Raw genomic sequence first — 23,891 nt, forward strand, 5'->3', positions numbered from 1 at the left:
CCCGTGGGCCAGAGGGGACAGGAGGCAGATGACGGGGGAGAGCGGATGTCAGAGCCGACCAATGCAAAAAGCCCGCTATCAAGCGGGCTTTTCAAATCTGGTGCGTCCTAGTGGATTCGAACCACCGACCCCCACCATGTCAAGGTGATGCTCTAACCAGCTGAGCTAAGGACGCAGGGTGCGCAAGGCGACTTTGTGTGTCATTGCAGGGGAGTGGTGGGTTTAATTGGATTCGAACCAACGACCCCTACCATGTCAAGGTAGTGCTCTAACCAACTGAGCTATAAACCCACATCTGTGTTCAACCGGATTCGAACCAACGACATTGCCTACGCCATGTCAAAGTACTGTTCTAACCGACTGAGCTTTAGACCCACATCAAATTCATATCTGCAATTTATTCAAACTGTTATGGTGCGTCCTAGTGGATTCGAACCACCGACCCCCACCATGTCAAGGTGGTGCTCTAACCAGCTGAGCTAAGGACGCATAACAGGGTTTCGTGATGGTGAGTCCTAGTGGATTCGAACCACCGACCCCCACCATGTCAAGGTGGTGCTCTAACCAGCTGAGCTAAGGACGCATCACGAAAAGTGGTGGGTTTAATTGGATTCGAACCAACGACCCCTACCATGTCAAGGTAGTGCTCTAACCAACTGAGCTATAAACCCACTTCATAAACCGGGTTGAAAACCCGTTTTATCCCGCCAGCACTGCTGGCGTGGTCGGCATACTACCCATGGCCCCCAAGGCTGTCAACAAGGGACATGCACAAAGGAGACTGTTTGCCCAGTTCTTGTGCAGCCTGTTGATTTTACAGGCGAGCCGCCCCAAAAGTGCGGCTCCCCGTGCCCCTGGCCGCGCCCTATTGCGCCCGGGAGAGGGCGGTGCAGGCTGCGGGGCTGGCGAAGCGGCCGTAGATGACGCGCAGCCGTGCGCCCAGCATCAGGGCGGCGGAGGTGAGACCGACGATGAAGCCTATCCAGAAGCCCTGCGGGCCCATGCGCGGTACCACCCAGTCGGTCAGCCCCAGGATCATGCCGGTGGGCAGACCCAGCCCCCAATAGGCGACGATGGTGACGTAGAAGATGGCCTGGGTATCCTTGTAACCGCGCAGGGCCGCCGCGGCCACCACCTGTACAGAATCGGAGATCTGGTAGATGGCGGCGAAGAAGAGCAGGGTGGCGGCGAGGCCGATCACCTGCAGGTCGTCGGTGTAGATCCCCGCGATGGGGTCGCGCAGCAGCACGGTGAGGGCGGCGGTTGCGGCGGCGACTCCCATGCCCAGCATCAGGCCGGTGCGGGCGGCGACCCTGGCCTGATCCGGTTGACCTTCCCCTATGTTGTGACCGACCCGGATGGTCACGCCGACACCAATGGACAGGGGCAGCATGAAGACCAGGCTGGAGAAGTTGAGCGCAATCTGGTGACTCGCCACCGTCTCCGCGCCGAAGGGTGCCAGCATCAGGGCCACCACGGTAAACAGGGTCACCTCGCAGAAGATGGCCATGGCGATGGGAAACCCCAGGCGGAACAGGCGCCAGATCCGGCTGCCGTTGGGGCGTGCCAGTTGGGCGAACAGGTTGATGCGCTTGAAGTGGGCAGAGCACTTCACATAGACGATCATCGCCAGCAGCATGGCCCAGAGCACGATGGCAGTGGCCACGCCGCAGCCGACGCCGCCGAGTTTCGGCATGCCGAAGTGGCCGTGAATGAAGATGTAGTTGGCGGGGATGTTGACCGCGAGCCCCACGAAACCGATCACCATGGTCGGCATGGTGTGGGAGAGCCCCTCACTGAAGTTGCGCAGCACCTGGAACATCACGAAGGCGGGCAGGCCCCACAGGATGGCGTGCAGGTAGCCGGCAGTCTTGGCCGCCATGACGGGATCCACGTCCATGAATTGCAGTGCCAGGGGGCTGAAGTAGAGTGCCACCATGGCGATGGGCGTGACGATGAGGGCGAGCCAGAAGCCCTGGTGCACGGCGGGGCGCACCTCGTCCTGCTTGCGGGCGCCGTTGAGCTGGGAAACGATGGGGGTGAGGGCCATGATGATGCCCTGCACCAGCAAGATGATCGGCAACCAGAAGCTGGACGCCACCGACACGGCGGCAAGATCCACGGCGCTCACCTGTCCCGCCATCACGGTATCGACGAAGTTCATGGCGATCTGGGCCACCTGGGCGACCAGAATGGGGCTGGCTAGACGAACGAGCTGCTTCGCCTCGGACCAATAACGTTGCACTGACACCTCCGAGTGGATCAGATAAAAGAGAAAGAGCGGGCAAGAGAGATGGGCTTTTGCCTCCTCGTCCTGAGGAGACAAAATGCGGGGGTGTCATTCTAGCCTGAAAAACCGCCAACGGGGAAGGTCGGCGGCAGATTTGTAGCCGGGATCAGGCGTCTTCGTGATCGCTGATCAGCAGGTTGGCCGCGGCATAGGCCGCCTGCTCGCGCAGATCCGCCGGTACCCGCTCGTCGGAGGCCACGGCGTTAAGCGCCCGTATGCTGGCGGCGATGGCCTGGGGCACATAACCCTGCTCGCCGGAGCCAATCTGGTTGTAGGCGATGCGAATGGCTTCACAGCATTGATATACCTGCATTTTTGTTTCCTCGTTCAGTCTGGATTGATTGGGGTCACTATAGCGATCGCGCTTCTCCTTGTCAGCCGGCACCCTTGTCTTGCAAGGTGGCCGGGGGTAACCTGCCGACAATTTTCACAGCCTGGAGAGACTCATGTTCACCGGCATCGTACAAGGGACCGCCGAACTGGTGGCCATCGATTCACTGCCCAATTTTCGCACCCACGTGATCCGCATGCCGAGCCCGGCCTGGGGCGAGGGGCTGGCCCTGGGGGCCTCGGTGGCCCACAACGGCTGCTGCCTGACCGTCACCCGGGTGGAGGGGGATCTGGTCAGCTTCGATCTGATGCAAGAGACTCTGCGCCTCACCAACCTTGGGCAACTGGTGGTGGGTGACAAGGTCAACGTGGAGCGGGCCGCCCGCTTTGGGGACGAGATTGGCGGCCATGCCATGTCCGGCCACATCATGGGGACGGCCGAGGTGACCTCGGTCATCGACACCCCCAACAACCGCCAGGTGTGGTATCGCCTCGATCCTGCGCTCATGAAGTACGTGCTGACCAAGGGCTACATCGGCATCGACGGCATCAGCCTCACCGTGGGCGAGGTACGCGCCAGGGAGTTCTGCGTCAACCTGATCCCCGAGACCCTGGCCCGGACCAACCTGGGCTGGGTCAAGGCCGGCTGGCAGACCAACATCGAGATTGACCCCCAGACCCAGGCCATCGTCGACACGGTGGAGCGGGTGCTGGCGGCGCGCCAGTAACCACCTGAGCGCTGCCCCCAGGGTTCGAAGAGGAGGGCGGCATCACGGGAAAGGCGCCCTCTTGTGGAAGAGGCGCCGCCCCAGAGCCTTGGAGACTTCTCTATGTTTGTCGTGACATTGACCTATGTGAAACCGCTGGCGGAGATCGATGCCCTGATCCCGGCCCACATTGCGTGGCTGGAGCGGCAATATGCCGCAGGCCATTTTCTGGCGTCCGGGCGTCGGGTACCCCGAGTCGGGGGCGTCATACTGGCGCAGGGCGTGAGCCGAGACGCCTTGGAGGCGATGCTGGCAGAGGATCCCTTCAAGCAGGCAGAGGCGGCCGATTATCAGGTGGTGGAGTTTGTTCCGACCATGACGTCGGCGAAGGCGGCGTGCTTGAGGGAGGCGTGATCCAGCCTGACGATGGCACCAGAACAAACGGGACCCACAGGGTCCCGTTTGTTTTTGTCTGTGTCTGGACAGGGGAATTCAGAACAGCTGCTCGTCGTCGGCATCCACGAAGAGTTGCAGGCAGTCGCGGGCTTCATCCCGGTGCAGCCGCAGGTGGATGGGGTTGCAGCAGGCCATGCAATCCTCGTAGAACTCCTGATCCCCCTGGCTGGCATCCAGCTCGACCCGGGTGTGGTGGCCGCAGTGGGGGCAGACGATACGCTTGCTGGTGTACTCGATCATGGTGACCTCCTCGGGCCCGTGGGCCGTCTCTGTGCTCCTGCTGATTCTAGTCGCCACAAGGCGGCGCAACCGCGAGCAAGCGCACGTTTATGAGCGGGCTCAAGGGAGGCAGGAGGTCAGTCAGTGTTGCCTACTTGACCCAGCCGGCCAGCATCTCTGCGTTCAGCTCGGCAAGAGAGCGCAGCTCGTGGTTGGCGATGGCCAGACGGGGATCGCCGACCAGCGCCGGGTCCGGCACGATCAGCGCCGTCATGGAGGCTGCCTTGGCTGCCAGCAGGCCGGTGAAGCTGTCCTCGATGGCGAGACAGTGCACAGGCTCGACGCCGAGCTTCTCGGCGGCGTGGATATAGACATCCGGGTGGGGTTTGCCAAAGCGCTCCACCTCGGCGGAGTGGACCGCCATGAAACGGTCCTGGATGCCGAGTTTGCCGAGCACCGCCTCGACCATGGCAAACGGGGAGGAGGTGGCGAGCCCGATCTTGAGCCCTTGGGCCTCGATGAGGTCGAGGGCTTCCAGCACCCCGGCCTTGGGCTGCCCCTCTTGCAGGATGAGCGCGATCACCTGATCCAGGATGCGCTGTACTACCTCTTCCTGGCTGGGGCTGCTCCAGGGGCGGATCCGGTACCAGTGGGCCACCAGCTGATCGATGCGCACCCCTATGGTGGAGTTGCAGTCCTCCTCGGTGTGGAAGTGGCCCAGTTCGGCGAAGACGGCCATCTGTGCCCGTTGCCAGAAGGGTTCCGAGTCGATCAGAACACCATCCATATCGAAGATCACGGCAGTTAACATCTTGTACTCCTGACATAGGTGAAGGGGGGATTATAAGCCCGGTGCTTCAATGGGAAAGGGGCAGTCACCTGCCCCTTGCGCCGGATCACGCAGATAAACGTTTGTTTTTGCGTGGTAAAGCGGATTGCCTAGAACAGTACTTCTACCCGGGCTGCCACCGTCTTGGCCTGCTCCACGGCTTCCTGGCAATCCTGTCCACGGGCGAGCGCCACCCCGAGGCGACGACGACCGGCGATCTCCGGCTTGCCAAAGAGACGCAACTGGGCACCCGGCACCAGGGCCAGTGCCTCGCCAATCCCCTGATAGCGGATATCCTGGCTGTGGCCTTCCCGCAGCACCACGGCAGAGGCGCTCGGACCGTACTGGGTGATGGTGCCGACGGGCAGCCCCAGGATGGCGCGCACGTGCAGGGCGAACTCGGAGAGATCCTGGGAGATCAGGGTCACCATGCCGGTGTCGTGGGGGCGGGGGGAGACTTCGCTGAACCACACCTCGTCACCCCTGATGAAGAGCTCGACCCCGAACAGACCGTAGCCGCCAAGGGCTTCGACCACCTTGGCCGCCACCTCCTTGGAGCGGGCCAGGGCCAGCTCGCTCATGGCCTGGGGCTGCCAGGATTCGCGGTAGTCGCCATCCTCCTGACGATGGCCGATAGGCTCGCAGAAGTGGATGCCATCGGCGGCGCGCACCGTGAGCAGGGTGATCTCGTACTCGAAAGGAACGAAGCCTTCGACAATCACCTTGCCACGACCGGCACGGCCCCCCTCCTGGGCATAGGTCCAGCTTTCATCCAGCCTGGCGAGGTCGCGCAGCAGGCTCTGCCCCTTGCCGGAGGAGCTCATCACCGGTTTTACCACGCAGGGCAAGCCGATGGCCTCGACGGAGGCCACAAACTCCTCCTTGCTCTGGGCAAAGCGGTAGGCAGAGGTGGGCAGTCCCAGGGTTTCGGCGGCGAGGCGACGGATCCCCTCCCGGTTCATGGTGAGCTGGGTGGCGCGGGCATTGGGCACCACCTTGACCCCTTCCTGCTCGAGGGCGGCCAGGGTGTCGGTGGCGATGGCTTCAATCTCGGGGATGATGAGGTCGGGCTTGACCTCGGCCACCAGGGCGCGCAGGGCGGCACCATCCAGCATGTCCAGCACGCGGGCCTGGTGGGCCACCTGCATGGCGGGGGCGTTGGCATAGCGGTCGGCGGCGATCACCTCGATACCGAGCCGCTGCAGCTCGATGGCGACCTCCTTGCCGAGTTCGCCTGATCCCAGCAGCAGGGCGCGGGTCGCAGTGGGGCGGGTGGCGGTTCCAAACATCTGATCTCTCCTGAGGTCGGTGGTCAGCAGGGCTGATCCGGGTGAGCAAAAAAAGAGGCACGCATGGCGTACCTCAGGAAGTGGGTGGGTGGGCGCGCTGCTCCAGATGGGTGAGCAGGGTGATGGCGCCGATGATGATGGCCGCCCCCAGCCACAAGCGACCGGGGGGCGCCCAGCCAAATACCAGCCAGCCGGCCAGCACGTTAATGGGCAGCTTGGCAAAATCAAAAGGTTGCACGAAGGAGGCCTCCGCCACGCTGTAGGCGCGGGCGATGGACATCTGGGCCAGTGCCGACAGTACGCCCGAGGCGGCCACCAGCAGCCACTGGGTTTCGCTCGGCCACTGCCATTCAGGGATCGCCAGCATGGCGTTGAACGGGGTGCTGAAGACGAGCAGGTAGACGACGATGGTGTGGGACGACTCGCTGGCCGCCTGATAGCGCACCAGCAAGGAGTAGCCTGCCCAGAAGAGGGCGGCCGCCACCGGCAGCAGGGAGGCCAGGGTGAAGTCGTCGGTCCAGGGGGCCAGGATCAGCATGGCGCCGACAAAGCCGGCCAGGGTGGCCAGGATGCGGGCCCGGCTCACCTGCTCTTTGAGAAAGAGGGCTGATCCCAGGGTGGCAAACAGGGGGGAGGTCATCAAGAGCGCGATCCCCTGCCAGATGGGGACGGGGACCGCCAGTGCCCAGAGCCAGAACTGGATGCCGGTCACCGCAAGGGCGACCCGCAGCAGGTGCAGGCGCAGCTGGTTCGTCATCAGGGACTGGCGCAGACCGTGGCGCACCAGCCAGGGCAGCAGGCAGACCAGGGCTATCAGATATTGGTGAAAGGCGACCTGGGTCGAGGGGAGGCCGAGCGTGAAGCTGACATACTGGCTCAGGCTGTTGACGGCGGCGAAGCAGAGGCCTGCCACCATCATCCAGACGGCGCCGGCAAAGGGGGAGTGCCTGCGGGAGGAGGTCATGAGATCCGGATCACGTACAAAAAGTGCGGCGGATCATAACGGCAATCGTTTGTCATGCCAAGGGTGCGGAGTTTGATGAGCCCCTCTCTGCCGAGGAAATGCACAGACATCAAATTTTTTGAATGACTTGAGCATCTATTTTCGCTATCAGGCTTTAATGCCAGTCTTTATAGTGACCTCCATCGACAGCCTGGCTGTTCAATTGACAATCAAATGGAGTTTCACCATGGCCAATATCCTCGTTCTGAAGTCCAGCATCCTGGGCCAGTATTCCCAATCCAACGCCCTGATCGACGGCTACCTGGCCGAGCGCCAGGGTGACACCATCCAGGTACGCGATCTGGCGACCCTGAACCTGCCGGTGCTGGACGGCGAGCTGGCCATGGGCCTGCGTGGTGGCGAGAACCTGAACGAGCGTCAGCAAGCGGTGCTGGCCCAGTCCGACGAGCTGGTCGCCGAGCTCAAGGCGAGCGATCTGGTGATCATCGCGGCCCCCATGTACAACTTCAACATCCCGACCCAGCTGAAAAACTGGATCGATCTGGTGGCCCGTGCCGGCGTGACCTTCCGTTACACCGAGACCGGTCCGGTCGGCCTGGTGGAGAACACCCGCGCCCTGGTGGTCAGCCCCCGTGGCGGCATGCACGTGGGCAATGCCACCGACCTGGTGACCCCCTACATGCGTACCGTGCTGGGCTTCATCGGCATCACCGAAGTGGACTTCATCTATGCCGAAGGCATGGGCATGGGGCCGGAGGCGCAAGCCAAGGGGATCGAGCAGGCCAAGGAGCAGCTGGAAACCCTGGCTTACTGATGCGACTCGGGGCCTCCCCAGTATCCTGAAACAACAACGCAGCCCTCGGGCTGCGTTGTTGTTTTTGGGCAGTCATCGCGCTCTGGCGTCGTTATTCGCGCAGGAAGTGGCGGCAGCCGCTGCCGACCATCAGAAAGACCGCCACGAGGGAGGCCAGCAGCAGGGTGGTGAGCCACTGCTCGGCGCTGTTGGGGACCTGGGGGAGGAAGAGGCTGATCACCAGCAATGTGCAGAGGGTGATCAGGCTGGTTGGTCGAATGAGGCGCATCATGGGTCATCCTTGGCTGCGGGTGGTGAACAAGAGGCTAACCGCGGTCTGTGACAACAAGATGTATCCATACCTCTTGCGAACATCAACGGACCGGGTAGCCACCACCTTAGCAGCTTTTGCCGACGGAGCCAGCGGCATGGGTCGGGTTGTGATCCGGATCCCTATCTGAACTGCTTCTGATCTTCCTGATAGTGAAAATCGCCACTGGCCAGCCTGGCAACCAGGGCCTCTTGATCGAGATCCTGCGCCCGGCAGAGATCATCGAGATCCTCGTAGTGATCACGCAACTGCATGTTGACCAGGCTCAGCAGCATGTTGACATCCATGGTGGCAAAGTTGTTCAGCTTCATGAGGGTTGCTCGTTGTCCAGCAGGTGAAGTTGTTCGATGGCATCGCTGACGCTCTGCAGGTGCAGGCGAATGCTCTGGCGCGCCTCGGCCGGCAGATAGTCGGTGAGAGTGTGCTGCCAGCTTCCCGCCTCCGTCTTGAGCTGCTGGAACAAGGTGAGCCCCGCCGGGGTGAAGGAGACCAGGCTGATGCGCTTGTCCTGCACGCTGTTCTCGGTGAACAGGATGCCTTTCTCCACCAGACGATGGATCTCGCGGGAGATCCGTACCTTGTCCATGCCGCTCGCCTCCACCAGCTCCTTCTGGCTGATGGGGTAGTGGGGGCCGAGCACCATCATCAGGCGCCACTGGGGCACGGTGAGTTGGTACCGCTGCTGATAAAACTGTTCAAAGGTATCGCGCACCATCTCAGCGGCGTGAACCAGCTGATAAGGAGGGTAGTGCGCGAGCAGCTCAATGATCTTCGACATATGACATCCTGCTGTGGCGGCTGCATCGGGTGCAGTTTCTCTTGATACTTTGGCCTTGATGATACGTAACACAGGGGCATTTGTCTGACCAGTCACCAGAAAAATGTGCGTTTGCGCACGTGTTCTGTCATCGAATCGGCAATTGGGGTCTCAACTGGCCTGCTTGCCCGCACTCTTTCGCAGCCATATCAAGGCGTTGTGGGTCAGCCAGGCCTCGCGACTCTGCAAGGCGTAGAGCGCCGCCTCGTCACGGCTGCCTCCCTGCCAGCGGCGAGGCTCCTGCTTGGGCAAGCGGCGCTGGCCCAGCAAAGTGGCGGGCACATGGGGATTGACCTCCATTGCCGCCGCCAGATGAGGGCGCGCCGCCGCTTCCCCTTCGCAGACAAAGCTCATCAAGGCCTTGTTGTAAAGCAGCCAGCAGGAGGCTTCATCAAAGCGCACCAGCAGTTGTTGCAGGGCATCCCATTCCCCTTGCCAGGCATAGAGGGTGGAGAGGGGGTGGCGGCAAGCGGGCTCGTCGGCGCGACAGAGGGCGAGCAGGGCCAGGTACTCATCCCGTGCCTGCCCAAGCTGCCCAAGTCGCAGCAGGCAATCGGCTCGACCGGCCCTGGCCGCGATCAGAGGGCGTGCCTCGGGGACCTGCCAGCCATGGCCCGCGTGGGCTTGCCAGAATGCCTCATCGAACAGGAGGTTGGCATCGGCAATGATGCGCTCGAACCAGCCAAGGCGAGCGAGGGGATCGCGGCTCTCTGCCGCCAGCTCGAACCACTGCTGCCACTGGCGAGTCTGCTCGTTGTCCAGGGACGGGCTCTCTTCAGGCTCGGCCTCGTAGTGATCCTGGCCGAGCAGGAGGTTGAGGGCCGTCTTCATCTGCTGGCGTTGACGCTTGCAAAAATCGAGGAAGGGGGGCTCGCTGGCCGTAGCCTGGTGCAGCATCATGGCCATGGGCTTGTCGCGAAACAGGCAGAGCTCGGCCACCAGGCTGAAGCGATAGCGGGTCGCCGGATCGTTCAGGTCGGTCGGCGCCGGCCAGCAGGCTACCCCCTGACTGAAGCCATAGCTCCATTGGCCCAGAGGATGGCGCTTGTCAAACACCTGCTCCGGGTTGTCGGTAGAGAGGCGACACTGGCTCGGCAGGGCCAGCTGCGCGTCGTCGGCCTGGGCTTCCAGCTCGGCGATCAGGTGATGCAGCGCCTCGGCACTCTTCTCGTCCAGCGCCGCATCATGAGGCAGCAGGCCGGCCAGCGGATCTTGCCAGTCGGGGGCTACGGGCCCCGCCAGACGGGCGCACAGGAAGCCGTGCAGGGCGGGGTAACTCATCTCCTGCTGGCTGTGGGTCTGGATCCATCTTAAATGCGAAAGGGGACTCCCTCCGACGTAGGTGGGAGGGGAATTTCGCCGGGGCGTCAGCCCCGCTGGTTTTGAATGTATTGCTTGATCACCTCCAACGGTGCTCCGCCGCAAGAGCCCGCAAAGTAAGAGCGTGACCAGAGTACGGGTTTGCTGTAAGCACCTCTCAAGTCCAGAAATTCATTACGCAGTCGCCTTAATGTGACCGCCTTTAACGAGTTCACCAGTACCGATAGCTGCACCGTTGGCGCGTACTCTATCAGCATGTGAACATGATCAGCCTCTCCGTCACACTCTTTCAGTTCCGCACCAAAATCTCTGCAAACCTCTGCCGCACACTGACCGAAGGAAGCGTGATGCAGATCCCCCAATATCGGCTTTCGATACTTGGTGATAAACACCAAATGTACGTGCAAAACGTAGGCCGCATGGCGTGATTTATTAATTTTAGTGAATTGCATTCTGTCACTCAATCGGGCTTAATAGATATGGCAATAATGCTACACACTGAGCGCTAAATGCAAATTCTGAAAGCCTACAAATTCCGACTCGAACCGACCGAACAACAAGCGCAACGCCTGCGCCAGTTGGGCGGTTGTGCTCGTTATGTCTGGAATCACGGGCTGGCAGAAACCAAACGCATTCTGGATGCTGGCGAAAAACTGCCTTCTGCCTTTGAGCTGAACAGGATGCTCACCAGTTGGAAGAAAGACCCAGAAATGGCCTTTCTGGCCGAGGCATATACCGACAACCTCCAGCAGAAGCTCAAGGATTTGCATGGCGCGTGGATGCGCTGCTTTGATAAGAAACTCGCCGCCAAGGCACCCGTATTCAAGAAAAAAAGCGACAACCGCGACGCTATCCGGTTCGTCAACTTCGACAAGTATTGCCGCCTTGAAAAGGGTCGAGTGAAGCTGCCTGCCGGGCTGGCGTGGGTCAAGTTCCGTCAGTCCCAGCCAGTTGAAGGGAAAATTAAAAACGCGACCGTCAGCCAAGCAGCCGGGCACTGGTATATCTCCTTTCAGGTCGAGCAGGAGACGCTTGAGCCAATTCACCCCTCCGGCTCAATGGTCGGGCTAGATGTGGGGATCGCCAAGCTCGCAACCCTGTCAGATGGCACGGTGTTTGAGCCCGTCAACAGCTTCAAAACCAATCAGATCAAGCTGGCAAGGCTCCAACGCCAGTTGAGCAAAAAGGTCAAGTTCAGCAGCAACTGGAAGAAACAAAAAGCCAAGATCCAGCGGCTGCATTCACATATCGCCAATACCCGCCGCGATTACCTTCACAAGGTCACAACGACTATCAGCAAAAACCACGCGATGATCGTCATTGAGGATTTGAAGGTTGCCAGCATGTCAAAATCAGCAGTGGGCACGACCAGCCAGCCGGGGCGCAACGTCCGGGCAAAATCAGGGCTGAATCGTTCGATATTAGATCAGGGCTGGTTTGAGCTGCGCCGCCAGCTCGAATATAAGCAGGCATGGCGAGGCGGTCAGGTGTTGGCGATAAACCCGGCCTACACGAGCCAGCAGTGCGCCTGTTGTGGGCATACTGCGAAGGATAACCGCCAGACGCAAAGCCAGTTTAAATGCGCTGCGTGTGGTTATGAGGCGAACGCCGATGTGAATGGCGCTCGCAATATTTTAGCGGCGGGACACGCCGTTTTAGCCTGTGGAGGCGCGGTGCAATCAGGCCGCCCGATGAAGCAGGAACCCGGTACTGCGCGAGCAGCTATCACCCAGTAATGGGGATCCCCCTCCTGTGACGCGAAGCGCTAAGGTGGGGGAGGATGTCAATGATTGAGATGACGGGTACGAGTGGCTGGGTTCATCGACGCTTCCTCTGGATTTGACGGCCGCGAAGTCTACCTAAAAGTGGGGTTATTTGCAGCAAAGGGGGAACTGAATGCTGCTAATATCGTCAATCTGGCCGCCCGGTAGCGGGAAAAGAGGTCAGACACAGGGGGGAGGGGCTAGGTCCTGCTGCCGCTCTGGGGTAACATGCGCGCCTGCATGACATAAATCGGCCCCGTCCTCTCTCATCCGACGGAGGCGATGCACCTCTATATGACGGGTCTTCCATGAGATGGGCCCATCCGGATATTGAAAGAAGAGATCACCATGTTACAGATTGGCAAGATGAACACCCTGACCGTCGTCGAGATCGAGGAGCGCGGCGCCTGGCTGGCGGCGGGGGAATACGGCGAGCTGCTGCTGCCCAGGCGCCAGTTGCCGGAAGGCGTTGCCGAGGAGAGCGAGGTGTCCGTCTTCCTCTATCTGGATGCGGATTGCGAGCCGGTGATCACCACCGACAAGCCCTTCGCCATGGTGGGGGACATCGTCGGTCTCAAGGTGGTCAATGCCAACAAGATTGGTGCCTTCCTCGACTGGGGCATGAAGAAGGATCTCTTCGTACCAAGCCGCGAGCAGAACAAGCCGATGCAGGTGGGCCATGTCTATCTGGTGCACCTGATGCTGGACAACGAAGGGCGCATGGTCGGTACCAGCCGTCTGGAGCGCTTCCTGCGCATCGACCCCCCTTTCAAGAGCGGTGACGAGGTGACGGTGCTGCCGGGGGAACACACCCCCCTTGGCATCAAGGCCGTGGTCAATGGCCAGTACGCCGGCATGCTGTTCAAGAACGAGGTGTTCGGCCGCGTGATGACGGGCCGGCCGCTGACCGCCTGGGTCAAGCAGGTGCGCGAAGATGGCAAACTGGACCTGACCCTGCAAAAGCCGGGGCTGGCCCGGATGGATGACGCTGGTGCGCGCATCCTGCTGCGCCTGCAAAAGCAGGGGGGCAGCCTTGCGGTGGGAGACAAGAGCGAGCCTGACGTCATCTACAAGATGTTCAGCATGAGCAAGGGCACCTTCAAGAAAGCGATCGGCGGCCTCTACAAGCAGGGCAAGATCGTCATCGAGGAGCACAGCATCCGCCTCGTGGGCTCCGACACGCCGGCAGGGGACGAATAAGTTGCCGAGTCCCTGCATCGGTGACTGCCGGGCCAAAGAGGGGCTCTGCCTCGGTTGTGGCCGCACCGTGACCGAGATAGGCCAGTGGTCCACCATGGACAGCGAGGCCCAGCTGGCCCGCATGGCCGAACTCGATGGCTCGAAGAGCACTCATGCCTGCCCGGGCTGCGGCGAGCCGGCGTTCTGCGCCGTGTCGGCGGGGGAACCCATCGAGCGCTGCTGGTGCAACCAGCTTCCCGCGTTGCCCATGAGCGATGCCAGCGCCTGCTGGTGTCGCCGCTGTCTGGCCAAGGCCATCTCGGCACGCCCCTGACTCGGGCAGCGCAAAAAACGAAAAAGGCGCCTGGGGCGCCTTTTCTTATGCCTGTTGCTGGCGGTGCCAGCGGATATGCACGTCGTGCTCGCTCTGATCCCGTGGGAGGAGGAAGGTGGCGTAGATCACCTCGAACTCGTCCTGATGATCCAGCAAGCCGACCCAGACCTCGGCCCAACGTGCCATGTCCACCGGCTCGCCGAGTTCGGTCGACCAGTCGGCATTGGGCAGGGTTGCCTCCACCGCGCCACGTTGCTCGAACTCGAGGGTGATGTCGACGATTTGTTCGGGTGCCAGCATGTCGGCGGCCTGCTCCAGAAACTGATCATAGGCCCACTCGACCAGCTGATCCGGGCTACGTTGTTCCATGAAATCACTCCAGATACGTCCAGGTTCGCCACTTTAACAAGTATTGGGATGGGCAGCCAGCCCGGGGGCGGTGACGCCGTGCTGTCAAATGGCGGGATCAGGGGATAAGGTTAACAGAGCCGCCAGCAGGGGCGGCGTGACGGGGCGGCCTGGCAAGATGAAGCGACGACAGTACAGAAGGCAGATCAAGCGGCGGCGCGAAACCTGGTGGTGGCACTATCTGCCCCTTCATCGGGAAACCGTCGGCGGCCATCTGGGGCCCGCCTCTGATCCGCAGGATGGCGCTACTCTGTGCCGTGGACCCGGTTCAGGGTGACTTGCCCGAGTTGACCCATCTGACGACGGATCCAGGCCGAGCGCTGTTGCACATAGGGTGAGGGGGGCTTGACCCGATAACGCCAGGGATTGGGCAGGGCGGCGGCGAGCAGGGAGGCCTCGTAGCGGGTGAGGCGTATCGCCGGTTTGCCGAAGTAGTGCCTGGCGGCCGCCTCGGCGCCATAGATGCCGGGTCCGAACTCCACGATGTTGAGATACACCTCGAGAATGCGGGACTTGTCCCAGCCCAGCTCCATCAACAGGGTGAACCAGGCCTCTATCCCCTTGCGCAGGAAGCTGCGATCGCTCCACATGAAGAGGTTCTTGGCGGTCTGCTGGCTGAGGGTGCTGGCACCGCGCACCCGCCCGCTTTGCTGGTTGTGCCTGAGGGCCGAGCTGATGGCGTCCATGTCAAAACCGTGATGTTCGGCAAAGCGCTGATCCTCGGCGGCGATCACCGCCAGTTGCAGCTCCCGGGAAATCTGCTCAAGCGGCACCCAGTCGTGCTTCACCTCGGCCATCTTGGCAGGGGGAAACAGGGCGCGTTCGAGGCGCCAGGTCCACATGGGAGGGTCGATGAAGCGCAGCAGCGCGACCGAGACGATGGTGCTCGCAAAGGCGGCCAGCAGCAGCTTGCCGAGCCAGCCCAGCAGTCGCCGTCTGCGCGAAGGCCTCACGGGCTCGGGCCCGCCGTCCCAGTCATAGTGGCCAGGATCATCGGGATCCGGAATTATTGGGGCAGCCATTCGATGTGGCAGAACTTCTCGTCGACGCGGCGGGAGAGCAGCATGCGGGCAAACAGGTGCTCGTACTCTTCTTGTTCGTTGCCAAGGCCGACCCAGATCTCGGCATAGTCGGCGTCGCTCACCTCAAATCCCACGTCGGCCGCCCAGTCGTCGGCGGGATCGGTCTCCGCCAGCAGGCCGCGGTCGTTGAACTCCTGATTGAAGCGGACGATCTCCTGCTCGGGCAGGTTGTCGGAGGCCAGCTCCATGAAGAGTTCGAGGGCGGTGTCGAGCAGTTCCTCGACGCTGTGCATTTCGTCATTCAAAGACATAAAAGCCGTGTTCCAGATAAGGGGGGAGGGAAAGTCCGTCGGCAGCGCCTCGGGGTGCGCGGTATTCTAGCTGGCCCTGATGCCCTTGGCGAGATGCCGGGACGCCAGGCATTAAAAAACCGGATCCTGGGAAAGGATCCGGTCTTCATTGGGGGAAGGGGTCGCGCATGGTGCGTCAGCTCATCCCTTCTTCTGGTCGTCGGCGAAGGTGATGTTGAGCTCCAGCACCGACAATTCGTCACTCTTCTGATCAAGCTGGACGGTGATCTTGTCCGGGTCGATCTGCACGTATTTGCGGATCACGTCGAGGATGTCCTGCTTGAGCTGGGGCAGGTAATCCGGCCCCCCTCTGGATGAACGCTCGTGAGCCACGATGATCTGCAACCGCTCTTTGGCCAGTTGTGCGGTGTTCTGTTTCTTGTTGGAACGAAAATAATCCAATAATGACATGCTTAACTCCCGAACAGTCGGCTAAAGAAGCCTTTCTTCTCTTCTTCCAGAAAACGGAAATCCTTGGTGTCACCCAAGAGGCGGGCGACGGCGTCCTCGTAGGCCTGACCGGCATCGGACTCCTTGTCCAGAATGACCGGCTCGCCGGAGTTGGAGGCGCGCAGCACCGCCTGGGACTCCGGGATCACCCCGAGCAGTTTGATGGCCAGGATCTCCTGTACGTCCTGCACGCTCAGCATGTCGCCGCGGTTGACGCGGGTCGGGCAGTAGCGGGTCAGCAGCAGGTGCTCCTTGATGGGATCCTCACCGCGCTCGGCACGGCGGGACTTGGAGGCCAGGATACCGAGGATGCGATCCGAGTCACGCACGGAAGAGACTTCCGGGTTGGTGGTGACGATGGCCTCGTCGGCGAAATAGAGCGCCATCAGGGCGCCGGATTCGATACCAGCGGGGGAGTCGCAGACGATGTAGTCAAACTGCATCTCCGCCAGCTGATCCAGGATCTTCTCCACCCCTTCACGGGTCAGGGCATCCTTGTCCCGGGTCTGGGAGGCGGGCAGGATGAACAGGTTTTCGCAACGCTTGTCCTTGATGAGGGCCTGGTTGAGGTTGGCTTCCCCGTTGATGACGTTGACGAAGTCATAGACCACGCGCCGCTCGCAACCCATGATGAGGTCCAGGTTTCTCAGACCAATGTCAAAATCGATGACCACGGTCTTGTGGCCACGCTGGGCCAGACCGGTGCTCAGTGCCGCGCTGGTTGTCGTCTTGCCAACGCCACCCTTGCCCGATGTAACGACTATGATTCGCGCCATTCTCGCTTCCTTGTAACTCTATTTGATTCGGTCTATACGAAGTTGTTCATTGTCGAGCCGGATATGGACCGGCTCTTGTATCACGCCTGCAGGCAATGCATCGCTGAGCTGGAAGGTGCCCGCGATGGAGAGCAGCTCGGCCTGCAATTGCTGGCAATAAATGCGGGCCTTGGGATTGCCCTTGGCCCCTGCGATGGCTCGGCCACGCAGGGCACCATAAACATGGATGCTGTCATCGGCGATGACTTCGGCGCCAGGGCTCACCGAGCCCAGCACCACCAGCGAGGTGCCGGCTGCATAGATCTGCTGACCGGAGCGCACCGGGCCCACGTGGACCTTGCTTGCCTCCACGGGCGCTGGCACCGGGGGAACCGGTGCGGCCTCCACTGGCTTGGGCTCAGGTGCTGGCGGCGTCGGCTCAGGTTCTGCCTTGCGGCTCTTGCCTGACACCATGACGGCGAGGCCTGCCGCCTTGGCGGCCGTCTTCATCGCCTCGTCCCGCGCCCCCGTGATCCCGACCAGCACGAAGTCTTCCGACTCGACCAGCTCCCTGAGCTGTTCGAAATCGGGGATCGCCTCGAGGCGTTCCACATTGAGGACGAGGGGGGCACAATTAAAAAACTGGGGGGCCTGCGCGACCTTGGCCTCCAGCAGTTGTCGGATCCGGGCCGGATTGCCATCGCTGAGATGCAACACAGAAATAGTGAAGGTGGTCCCTTTCAATTCGTTATCGCGTTCAACCATGAATCTTCCCCGAACCGAGACGGTAATACGTTATTGTTATTCAATTCCTGATGTTATAGTTTGCCACCACCAGAGGCAATAAACCCGTCGGATTATATCAATTTCCATGTTGTGTGCAGTCTATAAAAGTCGCAAAAAAGCCGAGACCTATCTCTTTATTGAACGAAGAGAGGACTTTTCCCGTGTTCCCGAGGTGCTGATGAGTACCTTCGGGCGTCCCGAACTGGTCCTGATGACCAAGCTGGACCCGGCCAAGCCCCTGGGGCTGGCCTCCACGGAGCGGGTGATGGCCGCCCTGAAGAGCCAGGGCTTTTATCTGCAGGTGCCACCGCCACCGGAAAACTTGCTGGAGCAGCACAAGGCGCAATTAAAGGGTGCACGATGAGGGCTGGGCGGCTGGCACTGCTGTTGTCAGGCGCCCTGTCGGGATCGCCGGTGCAGGCCGGCCCCGATTTTGACCAGTACGTGGCGAGCCTCAAAGAGCAGGCGCTGGCGGCGGGCATGTTGCCCGAGACGGTGAGTGCGGCCTTTGCGGATGTACATCTTGTCGATGCTGCCATCAGGCACGACAAAAATCAGCCGGAATTCAAACTGACCCTGGACACATATATTCCCCGGGCGGTGCCGGAATGGAAAGTCAAGCAAGCCCAAACCTTATATCGCCAGCATTTGCCGCTGCTTACAAAAATAGGCCGGGAATATGGGGTTCAACCCCGCTTTATTGTTGCCTTGTGGGGAATTGAAACCAATTTCGGCAAAATAACCGGCCATTATCCCCTTATCTCTTCTCTCTCGACCCTGGCCTGGGACGGTCGCCGTGAAGCCTTCTTTAAAGGCGAGTTGTTCGATGCCCTGCGCATTCTGGAGCAGGGACATGTGAACCCCGCCAACTTCAAGGGATCCTGGGCGGGGGCCATGGGACAGGTGCAGTTCATGCCCTCGTCATTCCTGCGATACGCGGTGGATCAGGACGGGGACGGCAAGAAGGATCTCTGGGGCAATCTCGCGGATGTATTTGGATCGGCTGCCAATTATCTGAGCCAGAACGGCTGGCGTGAAGACCAGACCTGGGGACGGCGGGTGAGGGTGCCAGAACGCCTGGACCCCGCCTTGCTGGGGCTTGATACCCGCAAGTCCCTGGCGACCTGGCAGGCCCTCGGGGTTCGCCAGCAGGACGGCTCACCTCTGCCTGCGGTCGACATGCAGGCCTCCCTCATCCGCCCCGACGATATTCACGGGCGAAGCTACCTTGCCTATGACAATTACCGGGTACTGCGTCACTGGAATCGCTCCCCCTATTTCGTGGTGGCCGTCGGCACCCTGGCCGATCGCATCGTGAAATAGCTCTCCCCCGTTCTCCTGTCACGGCGAACGGGTGGAGGTGATATGCCCGTCTCTTTTTATCCCTTGTCGGCCTCCCTTTATCCACGAACGCTGCCCTTTAAATCGCGACCAAAAAAAAAGCGGGAATATATCCCGCTTTTTTCATGTCATCGCGACTCGGCGTTAGTCGCAGGCGACCTGCATCACCTTGATGGCCAGGCCACCGCGGGAGGTCTCGCGGTACTTGGAGTCCATGTCCTTGCCGGTGATGTACATGGTCTCGATCACCTTGTCCAGCGACACACGCGGCTTGGAGGTGCGACGCAGGGCCATGCGGGAGGCGTTGACCGCCTTCATGGCGGCGATGGCATTGCGCTCGATGCAGGGTACCTGTACCTGGCCGGCCACCGGGTCGCAGGTCAGACCCAGGTTGTGTTCCATGCCGATCTCGGCGGCTTCACAGACGTGCTCGGGGCTGCCGCCCATCAGCTCGGTCAGGCCGGCGGCGGCCATGGAGCAGGAGACGCCCACTTCACCCTGGCAGCCCACTTCGGCGCCGGAGATGGACGCGTTCATCTTGTAGAGCATACCGACGGCGGCAGCGGCCAGATAGAAGCGGGTGTACTCGTCGCGGCTCACCGGCTGGATGAACTTGTCGTAGTAGGCCAGCACGGCCGGGATGATCCCGGCGGCGCCGTTGGTCGGTGCGGTGACGACGCGGCCACCGGCGGCGTTCTCTTCACTCACCGCCAGGGCGAACATGTTGACCCAGTCCACGATGTTCATGGGATCGTTGGAGAGGTTCTCGTTGGTGGTCAGCTGGCGGTAGAGCGGCGCGGCGCGGCGCGGTACGCGCAGCGGGCCGGAGAGGACGCCCTCGGTGCGGCAGCCGCGCTCGATCCCTTCCCGCATGGTGGTCCAGATCTTGCCAAGCTTCTTGTAGATCTCTTCCGGGGTGTTGAAGCACTTCTCGTTTTCCATCATCAGGGCGGAGATGGAGAGACCGCTCTGGCTGCAGTGGGCGATGAGCTCGGCGGCACTCTTGAAGGGATAGCTCACGGACATGTCGCCGCTGTCACCCTTGCCAAAGTTCTCTTCGTCGACGATGAAGCCACCGCCGATGGAGTAGTAGGTCTTGCTGTAGACGGCGTCATCTTCGATGAAGGCAGTCAGCCTCATGCCGTTTTCGTGCAGGGGCAGGGCCTCGTCATGGAAGATCATGGCGCCCTTGGGGAAGCTGACGGTGTGGCAGTGCAGGCCGATGGGCAGACGACCGGTCTGCTCCACGCGGGAGATGAATTCGGGGATGGCGTCGATGTCGACGTTCTCCGGCAGGTTGCCCGCCAGACCCATGATGATGGCGGTATCCGTGTGGTGGCCTTTGCCGGTCCAGGAGAGGGAGCCATAGACATCGACCTGGATCCGGGTGATGTCACGGATCTTGCCGCCAGCACGCAGTTCATCCACGAACTGTTTGGCTGCCTTCATGGGGCCGACAGTGTGGGAAGAGGAGGGGCCAACACCGATTTTGAAGATATCAAAAACGCTGATCATGTAACAATTACCTCAGGGTAGAAGGGGGCGCCATGCCCACTCGCAGAAAAGGGATCCATGGGACGGGTCTGTCGTCACAAAGGCCAGGGAACCGGATAACCACAGTGTAACGGTTCAATGCCTAAAAAAAGTTGAAACAGATCTATTTTTGTTGAATTCGTGGCGCGAGTATAAAATTTATTTTGATGGTTATCCATTTTGTTAAGCGTCAGACAAACGTTTTGCAAAAAAATACCCGGCGATGCCGGGTATTCGAGTGCCATATGCGGCTTTATCACAGCGGCTTAACACTCGGTGATGTTGACGGCAAGGCCGCCCCGTGCGGTCTCCTTGTACTTGGTCTTCATGTCGTTGCCGGTTTCCCACATGGTTCTGATCACCTTGTCCAGCGACACCTTGTGCTCGCCGGTGCCGCGCAGGGCGAGGCGGGCGGCATTGATCGCCTTGACTGCGCCCATGGCGTTGCGCTCGATGCAGGGCACCTGCACCAGGCCACCGACGGGATCGCAGGTCAGCCCGAGATTGTGCTCCATGCCGATCTCGGCGGCGTTCTCGACAATGGCGGGGCTGGCGCCCAGTAGCTCGGCCAGGGCACCAGCGGCCATGGAGCAGGCCACGCCGACCTCGCCCTGACAGCCCACCTCGGCCCCCGAGAGGGAGGCATTCTTCTTGTAGAGGATGCCAATGGCGGCGGCAGTGAGGAAGTACTGCATCAGCAGCTCGTCATCCACCTTGCGCACGAAGCGATCGTAATAGTGCAACACCGCGGGGATGATGCCCGCTGCGCCGTTGGTCGGCGCCGTCACCACCCGGCCTCCGGCGGCGTTCTCCTCGTTGACGGCCAGCGCAAAGAGATCCACCCACTCCATCACCATCAGCGGATCCTTGTTGAAATTGGTCTCGCCACAGAGCTGGCGATAGAGGGCGGGAGCCCGGCGCTTGACCTTGAGACCGCCTGGCAGCACCCCCTCGCTCTTGCAGCCACGCTCCACACACCCCTGCATCGCCTGCCAGATCTTGCGAAGCCCGGCCTTGATCTCCGCTTCCGAGCGAAACACCTTCTCGTTGGCCAGCATCAGCCCCGAGATGGAGAGGCCGCTCTCCTGGCACTGGGCCAGCAGTTCGGCGCCGCTCTCGAAGGGATAGGGGATGGGGTGGGCGGCATCGAAGCGGGCCGCCTCTTCCCGGGCGTTGGCGAAGTGACTCTCCTCGATGATGAAACCGCCCCCGATGGAGTAGTAGGTCTGCTCGAACACAAGGGTGTCACCCTCATAGGCGCGCAATGTCATGCCGTTGGAGTGGGCGGGAAGGGTCTTGCGCCGGTTGAAGAGGATGGCGCCGATGCGGGGAAATTCGCTGGGTTGCTCACCGCCCAGGCAGAGGGTCTGGGTCTGCTCTACCTGGGCGAGGAAGGCGGGAATGGCCTCGATGTCCACGGATTCGGGTTCAAATCCGGCCAGTCCCAGGATGATGGCCTTGCCGGTGCCGTGCCCCTTGCCGGTCTGGCCCAGTGAGCCGTAGCACTCGACGACAACGCGTCCGGTACGGGAGAGGAGTGCGTTCGCTTTGAGGGTCTGGATGAAGGCGCAGGCGGCCCGCATCGGTCCCACGGTATGGGAGGAGGAGGGGCCTATCCCGATGGAAAACATGTCGAAGACACTGATCATGACGTACTCCAATTATGGATTTCGTCTAAACATTGTAAATTTTTTGTAGTCGTTGAAAAGGGGGGAGATAGCGGGGTGTGATGGCGGTAGGGAAATGGGCGCGGGAGAGACGCGCCATGGGGGAGCCGCTCGGCATCCCATGGCGCCCGTGATACATCAGTCGAGGAACTCGCACAGATAGGCGGAGGCGATCTTCACTTCCAGCTTGAAGGAGGAGTGACCGGCCACGTCGAAGGATTCCCCCTGCTGGTAGGTGTGCCACTCATCTTCGTCGGCCAGCTGGATGGTGAGGGCGCCCTTGATCACCGTCATGCGCTCCGGGGCGGCGGTATTGAACAGGTACTCGCCCGCTTCCATCACACCAACGGTAGCTTTCTCGCCTTTTTGCTCGAAACCGATGGATTTAACATTTCCGTCAAAATACTCGTTAACTTTCAGCATCTTTTCTTCCCTGTATGCACGTTTGCAGAGCCAACGTAGCACACTGTTTTGGATGTTGTCATGGTAAAAGGAGCAAAAACAGCCGTGTCTCTTTTGAGGTTTTACTTTCTCATAAAGTTATCAATGCATTTCGTTAACGGATTCTAATGTAAAACGGGGCGCAAATATGAGATAAAGCGCACCGCCAGAGCAATGGAGAGGATTTGACGCTCTGGGTGGTCATTTACGCTGTAAAAGTGTGAGTAATTGCTAAATAAAGGAACATTCTGTGTTAACAAAAGGATTAATCAAAAGCATCGGCTTCCAGGTAGTGGTGGCCATGGTGCTGGGCGCGCTGGTCGGGGCGCTCATGGGAGAGCAAGCCACGGTGTTTGCGCCGCTCGGCACCCTGTTTATCCAGCTGATCAAGATGCTGGTGATCCCGCTGGTAGCGGTGGCCATCCTGTCCGGGGCCGCCAACCTGGGGGCCAGTCCCGCTGCTGGCAAGATTGGCGTCACCACGCTCGCCTTCTTCCTCGTCACCTCCGCACTGGCGGTGTTCCTGGCGTTGGTGATGGGTCAGGTGTTCAAACCCGGTGTGGGTGTTGACTTTGGCGCCACCGCGGCCATGTTCTCCGGCGACTACGCCGACAAGGGGGCACTGCCCGATGCAGTGGCCACCCTGCTTGGCATGATCCCGACCAACGTGTTCAGCGCCTTGAACGAGGCCAACATCCTGCAGATCCTGGTGTTCTGCATGTTCCTCGGCATCGCCCTGGCCAAGCAGCCCCGCGAGCGCGCCAAGCCGCTGGTGGACGGGCTCAACACCTTGGTGGACGCCTTCGTCTGGATGATCAACAAGGTGATGCTGATCGCCCCCATCGGCGTCTTCGGCCTGATGGCCGACGCCATCGGCACCTACGGCTTCGACGTGCTGACCCTAGTGCTCAAGCTGTTCGTCGTCTATATCGCCGCCATCCTCATCTTCGGCTTCGTGGTCTATCCGCTGCTGATCGCGTTCTTCTCCAACACGCCGGTACGCAAGTACTTCTCCGCGATGAAGAAACCGCAGATCGTGGCCTTCTCCACCGCCTCTTCCATGGCGACCCTGCCGGTCAACATGGAGACCTGCGAGCGCGATCTGAAGGTGACCAACGCCACCGCGTCCTTCGTGCTGCCGCTGGGCGCCACCATCAACATGAGCGGCAACGCCATCTATTACGGCCTGGTCGCCATCTTCTTCGCCCAGGTCTATAACATCGATCTTTCCATGGGGGCCTGGGCGGCGATCATCGTCACCTCCACCCTGGGTGCCATCGGTCAGGCCGGTGTGCCGGGCCCGAGCTTCCTGGTGGTTGCCGTGCTGCTGGCGGCCGGGATTCCCATCGAGGGTCTGCCGCTGCTGTTCGCGCTGGATCGTCTGTTCGACATGATCCGGACCGCGCTGAACATCACCGGCGATGCGGCCTGTGCCATCATCGTCGATCGCTACAGCCCGGATTACGATCCGAACCGCTGGAGCAAGGAGGCCTGATATCGGTCGTCCACGATGCATG

General features: G+C 60.9%; 29 protein-coding genes and 5 tRNA genes. 9 read left to right on the forward strand and 25 right to left on the reverse strand.

What is annotated here, in order from left to right; genetic code table 11:
* Positions 1-98: 98 nt before the first annotated feature.
* The 7 genes from C2U47_RS20595 to C2U47_RS20625 all read right to left on the reverse strand — a co-directional run bounded on the left by C2U47_RS20595 (position 99) and on the right by C2U47_RS20625 (position 2,603).
* Positions 99-175, reverse strand: a tRNA-Val gene (locus C2U47_RS20595).
* Positions 176-214: 39 nt separating this feature from the next.
* A tRNA-Val gene (locus C2U47_RS20600) sits at positions 215-291 on the reverse strand.
* 121 nt (positions 292-412) lie between these two features.
* A tRNA-Val gene (locus C2U47_RS20605) sits at positions 413-489 on the reverse strand.
* Positions 490-506: 17 nt separating this feature from the next.
* A tRNA-Val gene (locus C2U47_RS20610) sits at positions 507-583 on the reverse strand.
* Positions 584-594: 11 nt separating this feature from the next.
* Positions 595-671: transfer RNA gene (locus C2U47_RS20615), tRNA-Val, on the reverse strand.
* Positions 672-865: 194 nt separating this feature from the next.
* The gene (locus C2U47_RS20620; protein WP_029314480.1) at positions 866-2,245 is read right to left on the reverse strand and encodes an MATE family efflux transporter; all 1,380 of its coding nucleotides are present in this window, start codon (positions 2,243-2,245) and stop codon (positions 866-868) included.
* Between the two features lie 151 nt (positions 2,246-2,396).
* On the reverse strand, positions 2,397-2,603 hold the full coding sequence (locus C2U47_RS20625) for a YaeP family protein (protein ID WP_010674629.1): 207 nt from the start codon (positions 2,601-2,603) through the stop codon (positions 2,397-2,399).
* A 133-nt stretch (positions 2,604-2,736) separates the two neighbouring features.
* Here C2U47_RS20625 and C2U47_RS20630 point away from each other — a divergent pair, with 133 nt between their 5' ends.
* Positions 2,737-3,348 (forward strand): riboflavin synthase, encoded by a 612-nt coding sequence (locus C2U47_RS20630; RefSeq protein ID WP_010674630.1) that lies wholly within the window; start codon positions 2,737-2,739, stop codon positions 3,346-3,348.
* A gap of 102 nt (positions 3,349-3,450) precedes the next feature.
* Positions 3,451-3,741, forward strand: a complete 291-nt coding sequence (locus C2U47_RS20635; RefSeq protein ID WP_029314482.1) for a YciI family protein — start codon at positions 3,451-3,453, stop codon at positions 3,739-3,741.
* Between the two features lie 78 nt (positions 3,742-3,819).
* Here the strand turns inward: C2U47_RS20635 and C2U47_RS20640 are convergent, their stop codons facing one another.
* The 4 genes from C2U47_RS20640 to C2U47_RS20655 all read right to left on the reverse strand — a co-directional run bounded on the left by C2U47_RS20640 (position 3,820) and on the right by C2U47_RS20655 (position 7,084).
* Positions 3,820-4,023, reverse strand: a complete 204-nt coding sequence (locus tag C2U47_RS20640; protein ID WP_005336871.1) for a CPXCG motif-containing cysteine-rich protein — start codon at positions 4,021-4,023, stop codon at positions 3,820-3,822.
* A gap of 130 nt (positions 4,024-4,153) precedes the next feature.
* On the reverse strand, positions 4,154-4,813 hold the full coding sequence (hxpB, locus tag C2U47_RS20645) for a hexitol phosphatase HxpB (protein ID WP_010674632.1): 660 nt from the start codon (positions 4,811-4,813) through the stop codon (positions 4,154-4,156).
* 128 nt (positions 4,814-4,941) lie between these two features.
* Positions 4,942-6,120, reverse strand: coding sequence for a formate-dependent phosphoribosylglycinamide formyltransferase (purT, locus tag C2U47_RS20650; protein WP_010674633.1), 1,179 nt, complete (start codon positions 6,118-6,120; stop codon positions 4,942-4,944).
* Between the two features lie 73 nt (positions 6,121-6,193).
* Positions 6,194-7,084, reverse strand: a complete 891-nt coding sequence (locus tag C2U47_RS20655) for a DMT family transporter (protein ID WP_010674634.1) — start codon at positions 7,082-7,084, stop codon at positions 6,194-6,196.
* A 226-nt stretch (positions 7,085-7,310) separates the two neighbouring features.
* On the opposite strand from C2U47_RS20655, the gene C2U47_RS20660 reads away from it, so the two are divergent.
* Positions 7,311-7,898, forward strand: a complete 588-nt coding sequence (locus C2U47_RS20660) for an FMN-dependent NADH-azoreductase (RefSeq protein WP_010674635.1) — start codon at positions 7,311-7,313, stop codon at positions 7,896-7,898.
* 91 nt (positions 7,899-7,989) lie between these two features.
* Here C2U47_RS20660 and C2U47_RS20665 read toward each other — a convergent pair whose 3' ends face one another.
* The 5 genes from C2U47_RS20665 to tnpA all read right to left on the reverse strand — a co-directional run bounded on the left by C2U47_RS20665 (position 7,990) and on the right by tnpA (position 10,797).
* Positions 7,990-8,169, reverse strand: a complete 180-nt coding sequence (locus C2U47_RS20665; RefSeq protein ID WP_010674636.1) for a hypothetical protein — start codon at positions 8,167-8,169, stop codon at positions 7,990-7,992.
* A gap of 161 nt (positions 8,170-8,330) precedes the next feature.
* The gene (locus tag C2U47_RS20670) at positions 8,331-8,519 is read right to left on the reverse strand and encodes a DUF4250 domain-containing protein (RefSeq protein WP_010674638.1); all 189 of its coding nucleotides are present in this window, start codon (positions 8,517-8,519) and stop codon (positions 8,331-8,333) included.
* Positions 8,516-8,986: a MarR family winged helix-turn-helix transcriptional regulator gene (locus tag C2U47_RS20675; protein WP_010674639.1), complete on the reverse strand. Its 471-nt coding sequence runs from the start codon at positions 8,984-8,986 to the stop codon at positions 8,516-8,518. Before C2U47_RS20675 ends, C2U47_RS20670 begins: the two co-directional genes overlap by 4 nt.
* 150 nt (positions 8,987-9,136) lie before the next feature.
* Complete coding sequence (locus tag C2U47_RS20680) at positions 9,137-10,306, reverse strand: UPF0149 family protein (RefSeq protein WP_010674640.1); 1,170 nt, start codon at positions 10,304-10,306, stop codon at positions 9,137-9,139.
* An 86-nt stretch (positions 10,307-10,392) separates the two neighbouring features.
* Entirely contained in the window at positions 10,393-10,797 is a 405-nt protein-coding gene (gene tnpA / locus C2U47_RS20685) for an IS200/IS605-like element ISAs26 family transposase (RefSeq protein ID WP_102949309.1), read from the reverse strand.
* Between the two features lie 57 nt (positions 10,798-10,854).
* Between tnpA and C2U47_RS20690 the strand changes: the two genes are divergently transcribed.
* The 3 genes from C2U47_RS20690 to C2U47_RS20700 all read left to right on the forward strand — a co-directional run bounded on the left by C2U47_RS20690 (position 10,855) and on the right by C2U47_RS20700 (position 13,621).
* A complete protein-coding gene (locus C2U47_RS20690) occupies positions 10,855-12,081 on the forward strand; it encodes an RNA-guided endonuclease InsQ/TnpB family protein (protein WP_102949310.1) in 1,227 nt (408 codons plus the stop codon).
* A 357-nt stretch (positions 12,082-12,438) separates the two neighbouring features.
* Entirely contained in the window at positions 12,439-13,308 is an 870-nt protein-coding gene (locus C2U47_RS20695; protein ID WP_010674641.1) for a CvfB family protein, read from the forward strand.
* A gap of 1 nt (position 13,309) precedes the next feature.
* Positions 13,310-13,621: a DUF1289 domain-containing protein gene (locus C2U47_RS20700; protein ID WP_010674642.1), complete on the forward strand. Its 312-nt coding sequence runs from the start codon at positions 13,310-13,312 to the stop codon at positions 13,619-13,621.
* Positions 13,622-13,666: 45 nt separating this feature from the next.
* Here C2U47_RS20700 and C2U47_RS20705 read toward each other — a convergent pair whose 3' ends face one another.
* From C2U47_RS20705 to minC, 6 genes are all read right to left on the reverse strand, one after another.
* Positions 13,667-13,990 (reverse strand): HI1450 family dsDNA-mimic protein, encoded by a 324-nt coding sequence (locus C2U47_RS20705; protein WP_010674643.1) that lies wholly within the window; start codon positions 13,988-13,990, stop codon positions 13,667-13,669.
* A gap of 284 nt (positions 13,991-14,274) precedes the next feature.
* Positions 14,275-14,982: a monofunctional biosynthetic peptidoglycan transglycosylase gene (mtgA, locus tag C2U47_RS20715; RefSeq protein ID WP_029314490.1), complete on the reverse strand. Its 708-nt coding sequence runs from the start codon at positions 14,980-14,982 to the stop codon at positions 14,275-14,277.
* A 53-nt stretch (positions 14,983-15,035) separates the two neighbouring features.
* Positions 15,036-15,362, reverse strand: a complete 327-nt coding sequence (locus C2U47_RS20720) for an HI1450 family dsDNA-mimic protein (RefSeq protein ID WP_029314491.1) — start codon at positions 15,360-15,362, stop codon at positions 15,036-15,038.
* Between the two features lie 180 nt (positions 15,363-15,542).
* A complete protein-coding gene (minE, locus tag C2U47_RS20725; protein ID WP_010674646.1) occupies positions 15,543-15,812 on the reverse strand; it encodes a cell division topological specificity factor MinE in 270 nt (89 codons plus the stop codon).
* A gap of 2 nt (positions 15,813-15,814) precedes the next feature.
* Positions 15,815-16,627 carry a septum site-determining protein MinD gene (gene minD / locus C2U47_RS20730; protein WP_010674647.1) on the reverse strand — a complete coding sequence of 271 codons (813 nt, stop codon included), beginning with the start codon at positions 16,625-16,627 and terminating at the stop codon, positions 15,815-15,817.
* Positions 16,628-16,645: 18 nt separating this feature from the next.
* On the reverse strand, positions 16,646-17,371 hold the full coding sequence (minC, locus tag C2U47_RS20735) for a septum site-determining protein MinC (RefSeq protein ID WP_029314493.1): 726 nt from the start codon (positions 17,369-17,371) through the stop codon (positions 16,646-16,648).
* A gap of 106 nt (positions 17,372-17,477) precedes the next feature.
* Between minC and C2U47_RS20740 the strand changes: the two genes are divergently transcribed.
* Both C2U47_RS20740 and C2U47_RS20745 read left to right on the forward strand, forming a co-directional pair.
* Positions 17,478-17,756: a YcgL domain-containing protein gene (locus C2U47_RS20740; protein WP_029314494.1), complete on the forward strand. Its 279-nt coding sequence runs from the start codon at positions 17,478-17,480 to the stop codon at positions 17,754-17,756.
* Positions 17,753-18,715 carry a lytic murein transglycosylase gene (locus tag C2U47_RS20745; RefSeq protein ID WP_010674650.1) on the forward strand — a complete coding sequence of 321 codons (963 nt, stop codon included), beginning with the start codon at positions 17,753-17,755 and terminating at the stop codon, positions 18,713-18,715. The genes C2U47_RS20740 and C2U47_RS20745 overlap by 4 nt, the downstream gene beginning before the upstream one ends.
* Positions 18,716-18,877: 162 nt before the next feature.
* Here C2U47_RS20745 and C2U47_RS20750 read toward each other — a convergent pair whose 3' ends face one another.
* The 3 genes from C2U47_RS20750 to ppnP all read right to left on the reverse strand — a co-directional run bounded on the left by C2U47_RS20750 (position 18,878) and on the right by ppnP (position 22,356).
* On the reverse strand, positions 18,878-20,248 hold the full coding sequence (locus C2U47_RS20750; protein WP_010674651.1) for an L-serine ammonia-lyase: 1,371 nt from the start codon (positions 20,246-20,248) through the stop codon (positions 18,878-18,880).
* A gap of 284 nt (positions 20,249-20,532) precedes the next feature.
* Positions 20,533-21,915: an L-serine ammonia-lyase gene (locus C2U47_RS20760; protein WP_010674652.1), complete on the reverse strand. Its 1,383-nt coding sequence runs from the start codon at positions 21,913-21,915 to the stop codon at positions 20,533-20,535.
* A 156-nt stretch (positions 21,916-22,071) separates the two neighbouring features.
* Complete coding sequence (gene ppnP, locus C2U47_RS20765) at positions 22,072-22,356, reverse strand: pyrimidine/purine nucleoside phosphorylase (protein WP_010674653.1); 285 nt, start codon at positions 22,354-22,356, stop codon at positions 22,072-22,074.
* A gap of 268 nt (positions 22,357-22,624) precedes the next feature.
* Between ppnP and C2U47_RS20770 the strand changes: the two genes are divergently transcribed.
* Positions 22,625-23,869: a dicarboxylate/amino acid:cation symporter gene (locus C2U47_RS20770; RefSeq protein ID WP_029314496.1), complete on the forward strand. Its 1,245-nt coding sequence runs from the start codon at positions 22,625-22,627 to the stop codon at positions 23,867-23,869.
* Positions 23,870-23,891: the final 22 nt, after the last annotated feature.

The organism is Aeromonas sp. ASNIH7 (genome assembly GCF_002903485.1).
GTDB lineage: Bacteria > Pseudomonadota > Gammaproteobacteria > Enterobacterales > Aeromonadaceae > Aeromonas > Aeromonas caviae.

Excerpts from the sequence above, each read along its gene's own strand:
- C2U47_RS20655 (WP_010674634.1), bottom strand. The coding sequence starts at position 7,084 with ATGACCTCCTCCCGCAGGCACTCCCCCTTTGCCGGCGCCGTCTGGATG.
- hxpB (WP_010674632.1), bottom strand. The coding sequence starts at position 4,813 with ATGTTAACTGCCGTGATCTTCGATATGGATGGTGTTCTGATCGACTCG.
- C2U47_RS20720 (WP_029314491.1), bottom strand. The coding sequence starts at position 15,362 with ATGTCTTTGAATGACGAAATGCACAGCGTCGAGGAACTGCTCGACACC.
- C2U47_RS20760 (WP_010674652.1), bottom strand. The coding sequence starts at position 21,915 with ATGATCAGTGTCTTCGACATGTTTTCCATCGGGATAGGCCCCTCCTCC.
- C2U47_RS20745 (WP_010674650.1), top strand. The coding sequence starts at position 17,753 with ATGAGGGCTGGGCGGCTGGCACTGCTGTTGTCAGGCGCCCTGTCGGGA.
- C2U47_RS20750 (WP_010674651.1), bottom strand. The coding sequence starts at position 20,248 with ATGATCAGCGTTTTTGATATCTTCAAAATCGGTGTTGGCCCCTCCTCT.
- purT (WP_010674633.1), bottom strand. The coding sequence starts at position 6,120 with ATGTTTGGAACCGCCACCCGCCCCACTGCGACCCGCGCCCTGCTGCTG.
- C2U47_RS20665 (WP_010674636.1), bottom strand. The coding sequence starts at position 8,169 with ATGATGCGCCTCATTCGACCAACCAGCCTGATCACCCTCTGCACATTG.
- C2U47_RS20670 (WP_010674638.1), bottom strand. The coding sequence starts at position 8,519 with ATGAAGCTGAACAACTTTGCCACCATGGATGTCAACATGCTGCTGAGC.
- minC (WP_029314493.1), bottom strand. The coding sequence starts at position 17,371 with ATGGTTGAACGCGATAACGAATTGAAAGGGACCACCTTCACTATTTCT.
- minD (WP_010674647.1), bottom strand. The coding sequence starts at position 16,627 with ATGGCGCGAATCATAGTCGTTACATCGGGCAAGGGTGGCGTTGGCAAG.
- C2U47_RS20690 (WP_102949310.1), top strand. The coding sequence starts at position 10,855 with ATGCAAATTCTGAAAGCCTACAAATTCCGACTCGAACCGACCGAACAA.
- C2U47_RS20740 (WP_029314494.1), top strand. The coding sequence starts at position 17,478 with ATGTTGTGTGCAGTCTATAAAAGTCGCAAAAAAGCCGAGACCTATCTC.
- C2U47_RS20660 (WP_010674635.1), top strand. The coding sequence starts at position 7,311 with ATGGCCAATATCCTCGTTCTGAAGTCCAGCATCCTGGGCCAGTATTCC.
- C2U47_RS20675 (WP_010674639.1), bottom strand. The coding sequence starts at position 8,986 with ATGTCGAAGATCATTGAGCTGCTCGCGCACTACCCTCCTTATCAGCTG.
- tnpA (WP_102949309.1), bottom strand. The coding sequence starts at position 10,797 with ATGCAATTCACTAAAATTAATAAATCACGCCATGCGGCCTACGTTTTG.
- C2U47_RS20680 (WP_010674640.1), bottom strand. The coding sequence starts at position 10,306 with ATGAGTTACCCCGCCCTGCACGGCTTCCTGTGCGCCCGTCTGGCGGGG.
- C2U47_RS20630 (WP_010674630.1), top strand. The coding sequence starts at position 2,737 with ATGTTCACCGGCATCGTACAAGGGACCGCCGAACTGGTGGCCATCGAT.
- ppnP (WP_010674653.1), bottom strand. The coding sequence starts at position 22,356 with ATGCTGAAAGTTAACGAGTATTTTGACGGAAATGTTAAATCCATCGGT.
- C2U47_RS20635 (WP_029314482.1), top strand. The coding sequence starts at position 3,451 with ATGTTTGTCGTGACATTGACCTATGTGAAACCGCTGGCGGAGATCGAT.
- C2U47_RS20705 (WP_010674643.1), bottom strand. The coding sequence starts at position 13,990 with ATGGAACAACGTAGCCCGGATCAGCTGGTCGAGTGGGCCTATGATCAG.
- C2U47_RS20640 (WP_005336871.1), bottom strand. The coding sequence starts at position 4,023 with ATGATCGAGTACACCAGCAAGCGTATCGTCTGCCCCCACTGCGGCCAC.
- C2U47_RS20625 (WP_010674629.1), bottom strand. The coding sequence starts at position 2,603 with ATGCAGGTATATCAATGCTGTGAAGCCATTCGCATCGCCTACAACCAG.
- minE (WP_010674646.1), bottom strand. The coding sequence starts at position 15,812 with ATGTCATTATTGGATTATTTTCGTTCCAACAAGAAACAGAACACCGCA.